This is a genomic window from Streptomyces sp. NPDC048002 (assembly GCF_040653275.1).
Lineage (GTDB): Bacteria > Actinomycetota > Actinomycetes > Streptomycetales > Streptomycetaceae > Streptomyces.
The window spans coordinates 1-16,771 of record NZ_JBEZNL010000062.1 but is presented as its reverse complement, the minus strand read 5'-3'; the positions used below and the strand labels follow the sequence as shown (position 1 = coordinate 16,771).

The following is a 16,771-nucleotide window of genomic DNA, read 5'->3' as shown; positions in this document are numbered from 1 at the left end:
GACGTCCCGCCCGCCCGACTCCGCCCCGCCCACTGCCAGGAGTGCCCGCCATGCCCCGCCCGTTCGCCAGACCCGTCCGCCGCGGACGCGCCCGGTCCCGCGCCCGCCGCGGGACCCTCGCCGCGGCCACCGCCACCGTCGCCGCGGCCCTGCTCACCGCCGGTTCCCAGGCCCCGGCGCCGTCCGCCGCCGGCTCCGCGCCGGACGACGGCTCCGCGACACCCGTACGGCTCACCGGCCCCGGCACCCCACTGCCCGAGGTGCCCTCCCAGGGCGACGACTCCTACCACGTCGAACTCCCGCCCCTGGAGAGCGCGAAGGGCACCGCCCGGACGCGGGGCGGCACACCCTCGACACCCCGGACCCGGCGCGTCACCGCCGAGGCGGGACTGCCCGCGAGCGTCTTCGCCGCCTACCGCGCGGCCGCCGCGTCGGTCGCCCGCACCGACCCGGGCTGCCGACTGCGCTGGGAACTCCTCGCCGCGATCGGCAAGGTCGAGTCGGGGCACGCGGGAGGCGGAGCCGTGGACGCGAACGGCGACACCCTCACCCGCATCACCGGACCCGCCCTCGACGGCAACGGATTCGCGCTGATCCTCGACAGCGAGAACGGCGCCTGGGACGGCGACCCCGTGTACGACCGCGCGGTGGGGCCGATGCAGTTCCTGCCGACCACCTGGAAGAGCTGGGGCGCGGACGGCAACGGGGACGGAGTGGCCGACCCGAACAACATCCACGACGCCGCCCTCGCCGCGGGCCACTACCTGTGCGCCGGCGACCGCGACCTCGCCACCGCGGCCGGCCTGGAGCGCGCCGTGCTCAGCTACAACCACTCGCGCGCCTACCTGAACCTGGTCCTCGGCTGGATGGAGTTCTACCTCCGCGGAGTACACACCGTCCCCGACGGCGAGGGCGTCGTCCCCGAGAGCCCCGGAGCGGGCGGCCCGACCCCCGCGACCCGCCCGGTGCCGGACCGCGACGACGAGAGGCCCGCCGCGCCCGAACGGCCCGACGACCCGGACGGGGCACAGCCGCCGGACGAGCCGGCAGGGAACGGCGACGGCGGGGCCACTCCCGCCCCCACCTCCCCGCCCCGCCCGCCCGTCCTCCCCTCGCCGTCGGCACCGACGCCCTCGCCCTCCACCGGCGCGAGTGCGTCCCCGGACCCGACCGCCGAGCCGACGCCCACCACGACCCCCGAGCCGACGCCCGGCGACAGCGCCACGGACCCCGCGCCCTCGCCGGACCCCTCGGAGTCCGCCACGCCCACCCCCACGCCCACCCCCACGGAGTCCCCCGCGGCCACCCCGTCGGGCGAAGCCGCCGGCTGACCCGCCGGAGGAACGACAGAGGGCCGGACGGGGACGCAGCTGACTCGGGCTGCGTTCCCGTCCGGCCCTCACGCGGTTCTCCGGTGCCCCGCCTGTGAGTCCAGGGGCGGCGGGAGCACCTCGGGGGCGGATGCCCCCAAGGGGGGGTGAGGGGGCATCCGTACCGCGGTTAGAGCATGCGTCGGCCGCCCGGTGACCGGGCGGCCGAGGAGCGAGCGGCAGCCCAACTCCCCATGAAGGCGGGTGGTCCGGGCGTACGGATCAGATACCGGCCGCCGCCGACAGGTCCCGCTTGACCGCGGCGAGCAGCTCAGTCGCCCGCGCACGGGCGGCCGGGAGGGCCGAGCGGTCGGCGACCGGGACGACGACCTCCAGGTAGCACTTGAGCTTGGGCTCGGTGCCGCTGGGCCGGACGACGACCCGGGCCCCGTCCAGCGTGTAGCGCAGGCCGTCGGTGGGCGGGAGCCGGTCCGTGCCCCGGGTGAGGTCCTCGGCGCGGGTGACCGCCAGACCGGCCAGCGCGGCGGGCGGCCGCTCGCGCAGACGGCTCATGGCGTCGGCGATGACCGACAGGTCCTCGACCCGCACCGATAGCTGGTCGGTGGCGTGCAGACCGTGCTCCACGGCGAGGTCGTCGAGGAGGTCCAGCAGGGTGCGGCCCTGCTCCTTCAGCCCGGAGGCCAGCTCCGTGACGAGCAGCGCGGCGGTGATGCCGTCCTTGTCGCGGACGCCCTCGGGGTCGACGCAGTAGCCGAGCGCCTCCTCGTAGCCGTAGCGCAGGCCCTCCACGCGGGCGATCCACTTGAAGCCGGTCAGGGTCTCCTCGTACGGCAGGCCCGCCTTCTCGGCGATCCGGCCGAGCAGCGAGGAGGAGACGATCGACTCGGCGAACGTGCCCCGGGCGCCGCGCCGGACCAGGTGCGCCGCGAGGAGCGCGCCCACCTCGTCGCCGCGCAGCATCCGCCAGTCGCCGCCGTCGGGGACGGCCACGGCGCAGCGGTCGGCGTCCGGGTCGTTGGCGATGACGAGGTCGGGGCCGGTCTCGCGGGCCCTGGCGAAGGACAGGTCCATCGCGCCGGGCTCCTCCGGGTTGGGGAAGGCGACGGTGGGGAAGTCCGGGTCCGGCTCGGCCTGCTCGGCGACCAGCTCGGGGGCCGGGAACCCGGCCCGCGCGAACGCGGCGAGCAGGACGTCCTTGCCCACGCCGTGCATGGCCGTGTACACCGTGCGGGCGGTGCGCGGGGAGTCCGCGGCGAGGACGGCGTCCGTGCGGGCGAGGTAGGCGTCCAGGACGCCGTCGTCGAGGGTCTCCCAGCCGGAGGCGGGGCGGGGGACGTCCGCGAGGGAGGCGACCGCGTCGATCCCGGCGGCGATCTCCGCGTCGGCGGGCGGCACGATCTGCGAGCCGTCGCCCAGGTAGACCTTGTAGCCGTTGTCGCGGGGCGGGTTGTGGCTGGCGGTGACCTCCACGCCGGCGACCGCGCCGAGGTGCCTTATGGCGAAGGCCAGCACGGGGGTGGGCAGCGGGCGGGGGAGCACGGCGGCGCGGAGGCCGGCGCCGGTCATGACGGCCGCGGTGTCGCGGGCGAACTCCTCCGACTTGTGGCGGGCGTCGTAACCGATGACGACGAGGCCGCCGGTCCGCCCCTTGCCGTTCAGGTACGCGGCGAGACCGGCCGCGGCGCGGATGACCACCGCGCGGTTCATGCGCATCGGACCGGCGCCGAGTTCGCCGCGCAGGCCCGCCGTGCCGAACTGGAGGGTGCCGGCGAAGCGGGCGGCGAGCTCGCCGGCGTCACCGGCCCCGATGAGCTCGGCGAGCTCGTCCCGGGTCTCCGGGTCGGGGTCCTCGGCCAGCCACGCCTCGGCCCGGGCGATGAGATCGTCGTGCACGACGGGTCAACCTCTCGTGTTCGTGGGATGTTTGTCGCCCCCGCCGCCCCTACCCGTCCCGATCCAGGGGGCTCCGCCCCCTGACCCCCGCTCCTCAAACTCCCCCGGAGGGGGTACCCCAGAGGGGCTGAATTCTGCCGCGACCGGCACTTTCAGCCCGTCCGGCGCTTGAGGACGAGGCCCTTTCGGGGCCGATCGGGGGTCCGGGGGCGGAGCCCCAGGTGGGGGTGCCCCCGGTGGGAGAGGGACGAGAAGAGCCGCGGGGGCTGAGAAGGGCCGTTACAGGCGGTCCAGCACCCGCGTCAGCAGCTCGCCCATCCGGGTGGCGCTGTCACGGCCGGCCTGGAGGACCTCCTCGTGGTTGAGGGGCTCACCCGTCATCCCCGCGGCGAGGTTCGTCACCAGGGAGATCCCGAGCACCTCCGCCCCCGCCTCACGCGCCGCGATGGCCTCCAGCACCGTCGACATACCGACCAGGTCCGCCCCGATGACCCGGGCCATCCGGATCTCCGCCGGGGTCTCGTAGTGCGGGCCGGGGAACTGGGCGTAGACACCCTCCTCCAGCGTCGCGTCGATCTCCTTGCACAGGGCCCGCAGCCGAGGCGAGTACAGGTCGGTGAGGTCGACGAAGTTCGCGCCCACGATCGGCGAGGTCGCGGTGAGGTTGATGTGGTCGCTGATCAGCACCGGCTGACCCGGGCGCATGCCCTCCCGCAGACCGCCGCAGCCGTTGGTCAGCACGACCGTCTTGCAGCCCGCGGCGACCGCGGTCCGCACCCCGTGCGCGACCGCGGCGACGCCCCGGCCCTCGTAGTAGTGGGTGCGCCCGAGGAAGACCAGCGCGCGCTTGTCGCCGATGCGGTACGAGCGGACCTTGCCACCGTGGCCGGCGACCGCGGGCGGCGGGAACCCGGGCACCTCGGTGACCTGGAACTCCGCTTCGGGGTCGCCGAGCGCGTCGACGGCCGGAGCCCAGCCGGAGCCCATCACGAGGGCGACGTCGTGGGTCTCGGCGCCCGTCAGTTCGCGCAGGCGAGCGGCGGCGGCGTCAGCGGCGGCGTACGGGTCGCCCTGGATGTCGTCCGGAAGAAGAGATGCGTTCACGCCGACGAGGGTAGCCGGTCAGGGCCTACGCGCGTAGATGACAGAGCCCACGGGATGGCGATCGTTGTCTTGTTGTTTCCGACGAAGCGGACGCGCGGGCGCCGCCCGCGCGGGCCTCAGCAGGGCCGTTTGCGCAACTCCATCACGTAGTCGTGGGGCGCCCCCGCGGACTCCGCCGCGTCGGCGACCTCGCCCAGGTAGCGGGCCGAGGGCAGGCCGCCCTCGTAGCCGTTCAGGACGTACGCCCAGGCCGGCTCCTCGCCGTCCAGGGTGAGCACCCGTACCCGCGTCCGGCGGTACACCCCGAGGCCCACGCCCTCCCAGCGGTCCAGCGACTCCTCGTCCATGGGGGCGATGTCGTACAGCGCGACGAAGACCTGCGACTCGGGGTCCTCGGCCAGCGTCGCCAGGGCGCCCTCCCAGCCCATCTGCTCGCCCCCGAAGGTCAGCCGCCACCCGTTCAGCCAGCCGGTGGCGCGCAGCGGCGAATGCGGGGCGCGGCGGGTCATCAGCCGCGCGTCGAGGTTGCCGGCGTAGGCGGCGTAGAGCGACATGGGGAGAGGGTACGGCAGGGCGCAACGGCCGCCCCTCCCGTAACAGTGGGGTCTCGGGCGGGGCCCTGGGCGGGAGCACCCGGGAGCGTGCGGGACAATGGAGTACGTGACTCGGATCGTGATCATCGGTGGCGGACCCGGCGGATACGAAGCGGCGCTGGTCGCCGCTCAGCTCGGCGCGGAGGTGACCGTCGTCGACTGCGACGGTCTGGGCGGGGCGTCGGTGCTGACCGACTGCGTGCCGTCGAAGACCCTGATCGCCACGGCCGAGGTGATGACCACCTTCGACTCCTCCTACGAGGAACTGGGCATCATCGTCGCCGACGACACCCCGCACGTCGACACGCCCGCCCGGGTCGTGGGCGTGGACCTCGGCAAGGTCAACCGCCGGGTGAAGCGGCTCGCGCTCGCCCAGTCGCACGACATCACCGCCGCCGTCACCCGCGCCGGCGCCCGTGTCATGCGCGGCCGGGGCCGGCTCGACGGCATGCAGGCGCTCGACGGCTCCCGCAAGGTGATCGTCGCCGCGGCCGACGGCACCGAGGAGACCCTCGTCGCCGACGCCGTCCTCATCGCCACCGGCGGCCACCCCCGCGAGGTCCCGGACGCCCAGCCCGACGGCGAGCGCATCCTCAACTGGACCCAGGTCTACGACCTCGACGAGCTGCCCGAAGAGCTGATCGTGGTCGGTTCGGGTGTGACCGGCGCCGAGTTCGCCGGCGCCTACCAGGCGCTCGGCTCCAAGGTGACGCTCGTCTCCTCGCGGGACCGCGTGCTGCCGGGCGAGGACCCCGACGCCGCCGCCGTCCTGGAGGACGTCTTCCGCCGCCGCGGCATGAACGTCATGGCCCGCTCCCGCGCCGCCGCCGCCAAGCGCGTCGGCGACCGGGTCGAGGTCACCCTCGCCGACGGCCGCGTCATCACCGGCTCGCACTGCCTCATGGCCGTCGGCGCCATCCCGAACAGCGCCGGTCTCGGCCTGGAGGAGGCCGGGGTCCGGCTGCGCGACTCCGGGCACATCTGGACCGACAAGGTCTCCCGCACCACCGCCCCCGGGGTGTACGCGGCCGGTGACGTCACCGGTGTCTTCGCGCTCGCCTCGGTCGCCGCGATGCAGGGACGGATCGCGATGTACCACTTCCTCGGTGACGCGGTCGCCCCGCTGAACCTCAAGACGGTCTCCTCGAACGTCTTCACCGACCCCGAGATCGCCACCGTCGGCTACAGCCAGGCCGACGTGGACGCGGGCAAGATCGACGCGCGGGTCGTCAAGCTGCCCCTGCTGCGCAACCCCCGTGCCAAGATGCAGGGCATCCGGGACGGCTTCGTCAAGATCTTCTGCCGCCCCGGCACCGGCATCGTGGTCGGCGGTGTGGTGGTGGCTCCTCGCGCCTCGGAACTCATCCATCCGATCTCGATCGCCGTCGACAACAATCTGACGGTCGAACAGATCGCGAACGCGTTCACCGTGTACCCGTCCCTTTCGGGGTCGATCGCCGAGGTGGCGCGGCAGTTGCACACCCGCAAGACCGGCGGCGAGGGCTGACGGCCGAATCCGACTCCCCGCTGGTCACGGGGAGTTGTCGAGCATGCGTACGGCATAGGCACCCGGGTTAAGCCCTATACCACTTCGGGTGCCACCATGCGAACAACTTCTGTAATTCGGCGCAAACTGCTGAAACCAGACGGTCGTTGGGGTTACTGTCAGTTTCGTGTTCGCTGCAGAACGTCGCCAATTGATCCTCGAAATGGTGCGAGCGAACGGGGCCGTGTCGCTCCGTGAACTCGCCCGCGTCGTCCAGACCTCCGAAGTGACCGTACGGCGGGACGTGCGCGCTCTGGAGGCAGAAGGACTCCTCGACCGCCGGCATGGCGGTGCGGTATTGCCGGGCGGGTTCACGCGGGAGTCCGGCTTTCCGCAGAAGTCACATCTCGCGACCGCCGAGAAGACGGCCATCGCCGACCTCGCCGCGAACTTCGTCGAAGAGGGCGAGGCCATCGTGGTGGGGGCCGGTACGACCACGCAGGAGCTGGCCCGCCGGCTGGCCCGGGTTCCCGGGCTGACCGTCGTCACCAACTCCCTGCTGGTGGCCCAGGCGCTGGCCCACGCGAACCGGGTGGAGGTCGTGATGACCGGCGGCACCCTTCGCGGTTCGAACTACGCCCTGGTCGGCTCCGGTGCCGAGCAGTCCCTCCAGGGGCTGCGGGTCTCCCGGGCCTTCCTGTCGGGCAGTGGCCTCACCGCCGAGCGCGGGCTCTCCACGTCCAACATGCTCTCGTCGTCCGTGGACCGGGCGCTGGTGCAGGCCGCCGCGGAGGTCGTGGTCCTCGCGGACCACACGAAGCTCGGTACCGACACGATGTTCCAGACCGTGCCCACGGATCTGATCACCCGTCTGGTGACCGACGAGCCGCCGGGGCACGACGACCGCGCCCAGACCGAGTTGCAGGCCCTGGCCGATCAGGGGGTGCAGATCGCCGTGGCCGGGGCGAGCGGGAGCCCGGGGGGTGACGAAGTCCCGGCGGCGCGGCGGGCTCGGTCGGGGGCCGTGCCGGGCCCTAGGCGGGCGGCGCCGGCGGGACTTCGGTCGGCTGTGATGGGGGAGAGGGAGCGGGAGCGGGAGTCGGTGCCGGGGGGCGAGCGGGCTCGGGTGGCTGATCTCCGGCGTCGGTGACGGTGGGGCGTCTGGTGCGGCGCCGTTGGGGCTTGTCGCGCAGTTCCCCGCGCCCCTAAGAGGTGGGTGCGGTTGCGTGGGGGCTTGTTGCGCCGTTCCCCGCGCCCCTGAGGGGTGGGTGCGGTTGCGTGGGGGCTTGTTGCGCCGTTCCCCGCGCCCCTGAGGGGTGGGTGCGGTTGCGTGGGGGCTTGTTGCGCCGTTCCTCGCGCCCCTGAGGGGTGGGTGCGGCGCCGTTGGGGCTGGTCGCGCCGTTCCTCGCGCCCCTAAAGGCGCTTCGTTCCTCGCGGCCCTAAAAGGCGCGTCGTTCCTCGCGGCCCTGGAGGGTGGGGGTTGGCTTCAGGCCCTTGAGGGTTAGGTGGAGGAGTCTGGGGGCCAGGTTGGGGTCGGAGGGGGTTTCCTCCGCTGCCAGGGCGATGGCGTGGGTGAGCTGGAGCAGGTCGCCGATGGCCACGTCGGAGCGGATCGTGCCCTGTTCCTGAGCCCGGGTCAGCAGCGCGCCGCCCGCCTCCCGGATCGGGTCGCTGCACCGGGCGAGGGCCGAGGAGTCGTCGTTCGTCACGGACATCAGGGCCCGTGACAGACCCCGGTACTCCACGGCGTGCTCGACCACCTCGCCCAGCCAGGTCACCAGCGCGGCGCACGGCTCCGCCGCCCCGCCCAGTTCGCGGGCCCGGGACAGCAGATCGCTCACCGCGTCCTCGAAGACCGCGCTCAGCAGGGCGTGCCGGTTGGGGAAGTGCCGGTACAGCGTGCCGATCCCCACCCCGGCCCGGCGGGCCACGTCCTCCAGCGAGGCGTCCGTGCCGTGCTCGGCGAAGGCGCCCCGGGCCTCCGCCAGGAGGCGCTCGTAGTTGCGCCGGGCATCGGCACGCATCGCGCGCGGCGCGACCCGCGGCGCCACCGCGTCGTCGCCCCCGGCCGTCCCGCGCGAGGTCACGCCCACCATCGCTCCCACCTGCTCTCGTCCGTGCCGGGGCCCTCCCTCAGGATGCCATCGCGCGGACCCCGGAAACGAAAGCGCCCGGCGGCCGCATCGCTGCGGTCCGCCGGGCGCCCGGTGCCGGGTGGCTCAGTCCTTGATCTCGCAGATCGCGGCGCCCGAGGTGAGCGAGCCGCCGACCTCCGCCGACAGGCCCTTGACGGTGCCGGACTTGTGGGCGTTGAGCGGCTGTTCCATCTTCATGGCCTCCAGGACGACGACCAGGTCGCCCTCCTTGACCTCCTGGCCCTCCTCCACCGCGACCTTGACGATGGTGCCCTGCATCGGCGAGGCGAGGGTGTCGCCGGAGGCCACCGGGCCGGACTTCTTCGCCGCGCGGCGCTTGGGCTTGGCGCCCGCCGCGAGCCCGGTGCGGGCCAGCGACATGCCGAGCGAGGACGGCAGGGAGACCTCAAGACGCTTGCCGCCGACCTCGACGACGACCGTCTCACGGCCGGACTCCTCGTCGCCCTCGGCGTCGGCCGGGGCGGCGAAGGGCTTGATCTCGTTGACGAACTCGGTCTCGATCCACCGGGTGTGGACCGTGAACGGGTCGGCGGAGCCGGTCAGTTCCGGGGCGAACGCGGGATCGGTGACGACCGCGCGGTGGAACGGGATGGCCGTGGCCATGCCCTCCACCTGGAACTCCGCCAGGGCGCGGGAGGCACGCTCCAGCGCCTCCTTGCGGGTGCGGCCGGTGACGATCAGCTTGGCGAGCAGGGAGTCCCAGGCCGGGCCGATCACGCTGCCGGACTCCACACCCGCGTCCAGGCGGACACCGGGACCGGTCGGCGCGTCGAACAGGGTGACCGTGCCCGGGGCGGGCAGGAAGTTGCGGCCCGGGTCCTCGCCGTTGATGCGGAACTCGAAGGAGTGGCCGCGCAGCACCGGGTCGCCGTAGCCGAGCTCCTCGCCGTCGGCGATGCGGAACATCTCGCGCACCAGGTCGATGCCGGCGACCTCCTCGGTCACCGGGTGCTCGACCTGGAGACGGGTGTTGACCTCCAGGAAGGAGATCGTGCCGTCCAGGCCGACGAGGAACTCCACCGTGCCGGCGCCGACGTAGCCGGCCTCCTTCAGGATGGCCTTCGAGGACGAGTACAGCTCGGCGACCTGCGCCTCGGAGAGGAACGGCGCCGGGGCCTCCTCCACCAGCTTCTGGTGACGGCGCTGGAGCGAGCAGTCACGGGTGGAGACGACGACGACATTGCCGTGGCGGTCGGCCAGGCACTGGGTCTCCACGTGGCGGGGCTTGTCGAGGTAGCGCTCGACGAAGCACTCACCGCGGCCGAACGCGGCGACCGCCTCACGGACCGCCGACTCGTACAGCTCCGGCACCTCTTCGAGGGTGCGGGCGACCTTCAGGCCGCGGCCGCCGCCACCGAAGGCGGCCTTGATCGCGATCGGCAGACCGTGCTCCTCGGCGAACGCGACGACCTCCTCCGCGCCCGAGACCGGGTCGGGGGTGCCGGCGACCAGCGGGGCGCCCGCGCGCTGCGCGATGTGCCGGGCGGCGACCTTGTCACCGAGGTCCCGGATGGCCTGCGGCGGCGGGCCGATCCAGATCAGGTCAGCGTCCAGGACCGCCTGGGCGAACTCGGCGTTCTCCGACAGGAAGCCGTAGCCGGGGTGGATCGCGTCCGCCCCCGACTCGCGGGCCGCCTTCAGGACCTTCTCGATGTCCAGATAGCTGGTCGCCGGAGTGTCACCGCCCAGGGCGAACGCCTCATCCGCGGCGCGGACATGCAGAGCGTCCCGGTCCGGGTCGGCGTAGACGGCCACGCTCGCGATACCGGCGTCCCGGCACGCCCTGGCCACGCGGACAGCGATTTCGCCACGGTTGGCGATGAGCACCTTGCGCACGATTGAGGCTCCCTCCTTGAAACAAGCCGAGTTTAGGGACTGCCGACACGGCACTTCGACCCGTCCCCACTGGTGAGCTTGCCCACACGGAGCGTGATTCGAGGCTCGCTCGACCCGCGAAATCCCTTGTCGCACCGCGGTACGCAGGACTACTCGGGAAAACCCTAGCCCTCTGATGTGGTCAAGGTCTCTGTGAGAGCGTGCTGCGCCGCACTCTGATTCTTTGTGGAGTCCCTACGAATGGCCCAACGATTCTTTGCCCCTCCCGGAACCCTTGTCCCGTGGTTTACCCGTTAGTAGCGTTCGCGGTGTCTCGAACGTACTTGGAGTAACCGCAGTCCTGCTAGGACGGCGCTGGAGCGCTCGGAAGTGGGTGGGGGCCGGTGGTGCGCAGACCGGTGGCATGGGTGGTGGCGGTCGTGCTGTTCGCCGAGGCGGTCGGCATCGCGGCGGTCCAGTGGTTCATGGGCGTCGTGGTCGACCGCCAGGACATGTCCCTCGCGGGTCTCGACCCGGATGTGATGTCGCTGTCCTCGAAGATCGGCGGCATCGTCTTCGGGCTCTACTTCGGGCTGTGCGGCCTGGTGGCGCTGCTGGTCGCCCTCCGGGACCGGCCGGCCTCGACGCTCGGCCGGGTGCTGCTGATCAGCGCGGCGGTCGTGCACGGCCTGCTGGGCGCGTTCGCCTGGGGTCTCGTGGGCTGGCCGGCGTTCCTGTTCATGATGGCGGTGCTGACCCTGATCGTGCTGCTGCTCATGACGTACGAGGAGCGCCCGCAGGTGGCCGAACCGGCCGACGTCCGCCCGGAGAGCGGCCCCGAGCCCACGAACGGGGCGGCACCGGCGTAGAACACGCCACCGGGCCACCCCCGGGCCGCCGCTGAGGCACGCTCAGCGGGCGGCCGGCGCGGTCACGTCCACAGGTCGGTGATCGGCGTGCCCAGCCGGCCCAGCAGGCGCCGCACGAGCGGCAGGCTGATGCCGATGACATTGCCGTGGTCGCCGTCGATGCCGTCGATGAACGGGGCCGAGCGGCCGTCGAGCGTGAACGCGCCCGCGACATGGAGGGGTTCGCCCGAGGCGACGTACGCGGCGACCTCCTCGTCGCTGGGCTCGCCGAACCGGACCACGGTGGAGGCGGTGGCGGAGGCGTACCGTCCGCTGGCGGTGTCCCACACGCAGTGGCCCGTCTGGAGCGTGCCGGCCCGCCCTCGCATGGCCTTCCAGCGCGCGGTGGCCTCCTCGGCGTCGGCGGGCTTGCCGAGCGCCTGGCCGTCCAGGTCGAGGACCGAGTCGCAGCCGATCACCAGGGCGCCCGCCACCTCGGGCCGGGCCGCCACCACGGACGCCTTGGCCTCCGCGAGGGCGAGCGCCAGCTCGGCGGGGGTGGGGGCGGTGACGGCGTCCTCGTCGACGCCGCTCACGATCACCTCGGGGTCCAGACCGGCCTGGCGCAGCAGACCGAGCCGGGCGGGGGACTGGGAGGCGAGGACGAGCCGGCGGCGGGGCTGATCAGTCATGCCGTCAGCGTATCGGCGCGGCGGGCGGGGCTCAGCCCAGACCGGTCACGATCATCGCCACCACCATGGCCAGCGCCATGAGGAGCCCCAGTCTGCGCAGCATCACCTGCATGGCGCGCATGTCCTCGGGGGGCTCGTTCTCGGGGTCGGACCACAGCATGCTCCCGATGGTGCGGTCCGACGGCCGCCGGGCGCCTGAGTACGCGTACTCAAAAGCGGCGCCCGGCGTTCCACACACCTTCGCGGGACGGACGGCTAGCCGGGCCAGCCGCTGCGGGCCCAGCTCGTCGGACCCGGCCGGGGCAGGCGGTGGGCGGCGATCCGGGACGGGTCGGACCAGGCGTCCCGCGGGCGGTCCGCGCCGGGCGGAGCGGCTGCCGCCGCCGCGGCGCGGGCGCGGACCACCGCCAGTGCGGCGGCCAGCTCCTCCGGTGTCGGGTTGCCCCGCAGCACCTTGATCGTCATGACGGCTCCTCAGGCTTGAGGGGACTTGAGGGGAAGGGAGAGGGCTAGAGGGGGATGTTGCCGTGCTTCTTCGGCGGCAGGGACGCCCGCTTGGTGCGCAGCTGGCGCAGCCCCCGCACGATGTGGCGCCGGGTCTCCGAGGGCATGATCACGGAGTCGACGTAGCCGCGCTCGGCCGCGATGTAGGGGTTCAGCAGCGTGTCCTCGTACTCCTGGATCAGCCGCGCCCGGGTCGCCTCGCCCTCGCCGCCGGCCTCCGCCTCGGCGATGGTGCGCCGGTGCAGGATGTTGACCGCGCCCTGCGCGCCCATCACCGCGATCTGCGCCGTTGGCCAGGCCAGGTTGAGGTCGGCGCCCAGGTGCTTGGAGCCCATCACGTCGTACGCGCCGCCGAACGCCTTGCGGGTGATGACGGTGATCAGCGGGACCGTCGCCTCCGCGTAGGCGTAGATCAGCTTCGCGCCGCGGCGGATGATGCCGGTGTGCTCCTGGCCGACGCCCGGGAGGAAGCCGGGCACGTCCACGAAGGTCAGCACCGGGACGTTGAACGCGTCGCAGGTCCGCACGAACCGCGCGGCCTTCTCGGACGCGTCGATGTCCAGACAGCCCGCGAACTGCATCGGCTGGTTGGCGACGATGCCCACCGGGCGGCCCTCGACCCGGCCGAAACCGGTGAGGATGTTCGGCGCGAACAGCGGCTGCGTCTCGAAGAACTCGGCGTCGTCCAGCACATGCTCGATCACCGTGTGCATGTCGTACGGCTGGTTCGCGCTGTCCGGCACGATCGTGTCCAGCTCGCGGTCCTCGTCGGTGAGTTCGAGGTCCGCCTCCTCCGGGAACGCCGGCGGCTCGGAGAGGTTGTTGGACGGCAGGTACGACAGCAGCTGCTTGACGTACTCGATGGCGTCCTTCTCGTCCCCGGCCATGTGGTGCGCCACGCCCGAGGTGGAGTTGTGGGTGCGCGCGCCGCCCAGCTCCTCGAAGCCGACGTCCTCACCGGTGACCGTCTTGATGACGTCCGGACCGGTGATGAACATGTGCGAGGTCCGGTCGACCATGACCGTGAAGTCGGTGATCGCGGGGGAGTACACCGCGCCGCCCGCGCACGGCCCGACGACCAGAGAGATCTGCGGGATCACACCGGACGCGTGGGTGTTGCGGCGGAAGATCTCCCCGTACGCGCCGAGCGAGGCCACACCCTCCTGGATGCGGGCACCGCCGGAGTCGTTGATGCCGATCACCGGGCAGCCGGTCTTCAGCGCGAAGTCCATCACCTTCACGATCTTCTGCCCGTAGACCTCGCCCAGGGCGCCGCCGAAGACGGTGAAGTCCTGCGAGAACACCGCGACCGGGCGGCCGTCGACGGTGCCGTAGCCGACGACCACGCCGTCGCCGTAGGGACGGTTCTGCTCCAGCCCGAAGTTGGTCGAGCGGTGCCGGGCGAATTCGTCCAGCTCGACGAAGGACCCCTCGTCGAGGAGGAGTTCGATCCGCTCACGGGCCGTCAGCTTGCCCTTGGCGTGCTGCTTCTCCACGGCACGTGCGGAGCCGGCGTGTGTCGCTTCCTCGACGCGCCGCCGAAGATCCGCGAGCTTGCCCGCGGTGGTGTGGATGTCGATCTGCTCTTCCGGCTCGGACATCGGGATCGCGGCTCCCTGCCTGCTCAAAAGGGGGGACGGTTACTCATCCGTAGAGTAGTGGCGCGCCTACCAGTCGGCAGTGCGGCGTTTACCACACCTAGGGTGGCTTGCATGACGCCTCAAGATGCCTCAGACGACAGCCGCTGGTCCGACCTGGACCGCCCCCCGCTCAACGCCGCGGCGCTGCGGCGGGCGCTGGTCCGTGACGGAGGCCACGGCGGGCTCTACCGCGACGTGGACGTGGTGCAGCGCACCGGCTCCACCAACGCCGACCTGGTCGACCTGGCGGTCGCGGGCACGGCGGAGGAGGGCGCGGTGCTCGTCGCGGAGGAGCAGACGGCCGGGCGGGGACGCCTGGACCGCCAGTGGACCGCGCCGCCGCGCTCGGGCTTGTTCTTCTCGGTCCTGCTGAAGCCCGCGGACGTACCGGTCGCCCGCTGGGGCTGGCTGCCGCTGCTCACCGGGGTGGCGGTCGCGACGGGGCTGTCCCGGGCCGCCGGCGTCGACACGGCACTCAAGTGGCCCAACGACGTGCTGGTGAGCGTGGAAGGAGAGGAGCGCAAGACCGGCGGCATCCTCGCGGAGCGCGCCGGGGACGACGGCGTGGTGATCGGCGTCGGCGTCAACGTCACCCTCCGCGCGGAGGAGCTGCCCGTCCCCCAGGCGGGCTCCCTCGCCCTCGCCGGAGCGGTCGGCACGGACCGGGATCCCCTGCTGCGGGCCGTACTGCGGTCCCTGGAGGACTGGTACGGGCGCTGGCGCGCGGCGGGGGGCGACCCCGTGGCCTCCGGGGTGATGGAGGCGTACGCGGCGGGCTGCGCGACCCTGGGCCGGAAGGTGCGGGCGGAGCTGCCCGGGGACCGCACGCTGGTCGGCGAGGCCGTCGCGGTGGACGGGGACGGCCGACTGGTGATCGCCACCGAGGAGGGCGTACAGGCGCCGGTCGGGGCGGGCGACATCGTGCATCTGCGTCCCGCGTGAGCCCGCGCGCCGGGCGGGCCGGACCCACCCGCCCGGGTACGAGGGCCCCGGTGGAACCGACCGTACGTACAGGACCGGACGGGTTCGGGAAAGCCTCGGCACCGCTTGACGGAGTGAGCTGGCGCACACCTGCCGTAGAGTTGGGGCCGGTCGATACCTGACCGCGGCAGATCGGAAGGGCAGCAGGCGTGACCGTCGACGACACGGGCTCCGGCATGGACCCCCACGCCGCCGACCCCGGCGAGGATCCGCTCGCTCTGCGTCTCGAAGGGCTCATCCTCGGCGCGGAGCGGCGCTACACCCCTTTTCAGGCCGCCCGCAGCGCCGGTGTCTCCATGGAGCTGGCGTCCCGTTTCTGGCGGGCCATGGGCTTCGCCGACATCGGGCAGGCCAAGGCGCTGACCGAGGCCGACGTGCTGGCGCTCAGACGCCTGGCCGGTCTGGTCGAGGCGGGGCTGCTGAGCGAGGCGATGGCCGTGCAGGTGGCCCGGTCCACCGGGCAGACCACCGCCCGGCTGGCCGAATGGCAGATCGACTCCTTCCTGGAGGGCCTGACCGAGCCCCCGGAGCCGGGCATGACCCGCACCGAGGTCACGTATCCGCTGGTCGAGCTACTCCTGCCCGAGCTGGAGGAGTTCCTCGTCTACGTCTGGCGGCGGCAGCTGGCCGCCGCGACCGGCCGGGTCGTGCAGGCCGCCGACGACGAGGAGATGGTCGACCGGCGCCTGGCCGTCGGCTTCGCCGACCTCGTCGGCTTCACCCGGCTGACCCGGCGGATGGAGGAGGAGGAGCTCGGCGAGCTGGTCGAGGCCTTCGAGACCACCGCCGCGGACCTGGTGGCCGCGCGCGGCGGACGGCTCATCAAGACCCTCGGCGACGAGGTGCTCTACGCCGCCGACGACGCCGGGGTCGCCGCCGAGATCGCGATCCGGCTGATCGAGACCATGGCGAACGACGAGACCATGCCCGAACTGCGGGTCGGCATCGCCTTCGGCACGGTCACCACCCGGATGGGCGATGTCTTCGGCACGACCGTGAACCTGGCCTCCCGGCTGACGTCGATAGCGCCACGGGACGCCGTCCTCGTCGACAGCGCCTTCGCCGAGGAACTGATCCGCACCGGTGAGGCGCCCGCCTCCGAGGCGGAGGCGGCGGAGGCCGCGGCGGCCGCGGAGAAGGAGGGCGAGGAGCCGCCGACGTACCGTTTCGCGCTCCAGCCCATGTGGCAGCGGCCGGTGCGCGGCCTCGGCGTCGTCGAGCCCTGGCTGCTCTCCCGCAGGGACGCGCCTCCGCTCTAGCTCACCGCCCCCTCGCGTTCAGCGGGTCCACGCACAGGCCGATGACCGGGATGCACACGCCCGGCAGACCGGTGGGCCCGGCCGACGGCGGCGGGCTCGGGGTGGCCGGGGGCCTGCTCGTGCCGGGCGCCGGCGCCGGGGTCGTCGTGGCCGCGGGCGGCGGCGTGGCGGCGGAGGTCGGGCCGGCCGGAGCGGGTGTGGTGTCCGGGGCGGTCGGGACGGTCGTCACCGGGGCCTGCGCCCGCGGACGGTCGGCGGCTCGGGCCGGACCGGGGCCGGGATCCGTCGGCTCGGGGCTCGCGGTCGCCGTGGGGGCGGCGGTCCGGCCGCCCATGGCCGAGGTCGCGGAGGGGCTCACCCGGGGCACGGTGAGTCGGCGCGGCCAGCGTGGCGGCGGCCGATATCGATGCCTTCGCAGCCGCCGCGATCGGCCTCAATGCCGCGGCGAACGGCGTCTCGGTCGCGCCAC

At 73.2% G+C, this 16,771-nt stretch carries 16 protein-coding genes; 6 read left to right on the top strand and 10 right to left on the bottom strand.

Features of this window, described 5'->3' with window-relative positions; translation table 11 throughout:
- The first annotated feature begins 50 nt into the window (after nt 1–50).
- Nucleotides 51–1,331 carry a lytic murein transglycosylase gene (locus AB0E07_RS38305; RefSeq protein ID WP_362262636.1) on the top strand — a complete coding sequence of 427 codons (1,281 nt, stop codon included), beginning with the start codon at nt 51–53 and terminating at the stop codon, nt 1,329–1,331.
- Nucleotides 1,332–1,592: 261 nt separating this feature from the next.
- On the opposite strand, the gene AB0E07_RS38300 is transcribed toward AB0E07_RS38305, so the two are convergent.
- From AB0E07_RS38300 to AB0E07_RS38290, 3 genes are all read right to left on the bottom strand, one after another.
- Entirely contained in the window at nt 1,593–3,224 is a 1,632-nt protein-coding gene (locus tag AB0E07_RS38300; protein ID WP_362262634.1) for a phospho-sugar mutase, read from the bottom strand.
- A 279-nt stretch (nt 3,225–3,503) separates the two neighbouring features.
- Entirely contained in the window at nt 3,504–4,328 is an 825-nt protein-coding gene (locus AB0E07_RS38295) for a purine-nucleoside phosphorylase (protein WP_362262631.1), read from the bottom strand.
- A 116-nt stretch (nt 4,329–4,444) separates the two neighbouring features.
- A complete protein-coding gene (locus AB0E07_RS38290; RefSeq protein WP_362262628.1) occupies nt 4,445–4,882 on the bottom strand; it encodes a gamma-glutamylcyclotransferase in 438 nt (145 codons plus the stop codon).
- A 97-nt stretch (nt 4,883–4,979) separates the two neighbouring features.
- On the opposite strand from AB0E07_RS38290, the gene AB0E07_RS38285 reads away from it, so the two are divergent.
- Both AB0E07_RS38285 and AB0E07_RS38280 read left to right on the top strand, forming a co-directional pair.
- Entirely contained in the window at nt 4,980–6,428 is a 1,449-nt protein-coding gene (locus AB0E07_RS38285) for an NAD(P)H-quinone dehydrogenase (protein ID WP_362262625.1), read from the top strand.
- A gap of 166 nt (nt 6,429–6,594) precedes the next feature.
- Nucleotides 6,595–7,557: a DeoR/GlpR family DNA-binding transcription regulator gene (locus tag AB0E07_RS38280; RefSeq protein WP_362262623.1), complete on the top strand. Its 963-nt coding sequence runs from the start codon at nt 6,595–6,597 to the stop codon at nt 7,555–7,557.
- A gap of 289 nt (nt 7,558–7,846) precedes the next feature.
- On the opposite strand, the gene AB0E07_RS38275 is transcribed toward AB0E07_RS38280, so the two are convergent.
- Both AB0E07_RS38275 and AB0E07_RS38270 read right to left on the bottom strand, forming a co-directional pair.
- Entirely contained in the window at nt 7,847–8,431 is a 585-nt protein-coding gene (locus AB0E07_RS38275; protein WP_362262670.1) for a helix-turn-helix domain-containing protein, read from the bottom strand.
- A 195-nt stretch (nt 8,432–8,626) separates the two neighbouring features.
- Nucleotides 8,627–10,399 carry a biotin carboxylase N-terminal domain-containing protein gene (locus AB0E07_RS38270; protein ID WP_362262620.1) on the bottom strand — a complete coding sequence of 591 codons (1,773 nt, stop codon included), beginning with the start codon at nt 10,397–10,399 and terminating at the stop codon, nt 8,627–8,629.
- Nucleotides 10,400–10,782: 383 nt separating this feature from the next.
- Here AB0E07_RS38270 and AB0E07_RS38265 point away from each other — a divergent pair, with 383 nt between their 5' ends.
- Complete coding sequence (locus tag AB0E07_RS38265) at nt 10,783–11,247, top strand: hypothetical protein (RefSeq protein WP_362262617.1); 465 nt, start codon at nt 10,783–10,785, stop codon at nt 11,245–11,247.
- 62 nt (nt 11,248–11,309) lie between these two features.
- Here AB0E07_RS38265 and AB0E07_RS38260 read toward each other — a convergent pair whose 3' ends face one another.
- From AB0E07_RS38260 to AB0E07_RS38245, 4 genes are all read right to left on the bottom strand, one after another.
- On the bottom strand, nt 11,310–11,918 hold the full coding sequence (locus tag AB0E07_RS38260; protein WP_362262615.1) for a nucleoside triphosphate pyrophosphatase: 609 nt from the start codon (nt 11,916–11,918) through the stop codon (nt 11,310–11,312).
- A 31-nt stretch (nt 11,919–11,949) separates the two neighbouring features.
- A complete protein-coding gene (locus tag AB0E07_RS38255; RefSeq protein ID WP_362262612.1) occupies nt 11,950–12,078 on the bottom strand; it encodes a hypothetical protein in 129 nt (42 codons plus the stop codon).
- A gap of 95 nt (nt 12,079–12,173) precedes the next feature.
- Nucleotides 12,174–12,383, bottom strand: a complete 210-nt coding sequence (locus tag AB0E07_RS38250) for an acyl-CoA carboxylase epsilon subunit (RefSeq protein WP_362262610.1) — start codon at nt 12,381–12,383, stop codon at nt 12,174–12,176.
- 44 nt (nt 12,384–12,427) lie between these two features.
- A complete protein-coding gene (locus tag AB0E07_RS38245) occupies nt 12,428–14,023 on the bottom strand; it encodes an acyl-CoA carboxylase subunit beta (RefSeq protein ID WP_362262608.1) in 1,596 nt (531 codons plus the stop codon).
- A gap of 111 nt (nt 14,024–14,134) precedes the next feature.
- Between AB0E07_RS38245 and AB0E07_RS38240 the strand changes: the two genes are divergently transcribed.
- Nucleotides 14,135–15,004 (top strand): biotin--[acetyl-CoA-carboxylase] ligase, encoded by an 870-nt coding sequence (locus tag AB0E07_RS38240; protein WP_362262605.1) that lies wholly within the window; start codon nt 14,135–14,137, stop codon nt 15,002–15,004.
- 188 nt (nt 15,005–15,192) lie between these two features.
- A complete protein-coding gene (locus AB0E07_RS38235) occupies nt 15,193–16,302 on the top strand; it encodes an adenylate/guanylate cyclase domain-containing protein (protein ID WP_362262602.1) in 1,110 nt (369 codons plus the stop codon).
- Between the two features lies 1 nt (nt 16,303).
- On the opposite strand, the gene AB0E07_RS38230 is transcribed toward AB0E07_RS38235, so the two are convergent.
- Nucleotides 16,304–16,660 carry a hypothetical protein gene (locus tag AB0E07_RS38230; RefSeq protein ID WP_362262599.1) on the bottom strand — a complete coding sequence of 119 codons (357 nt, stop codon included), beginning with the start codon at nt 16,658–16,660 and terminating at the stop codon, nt 16,304–16,306.
- Nucleotides 16,661–16,771: the final 111 nt, after the last annotated feature.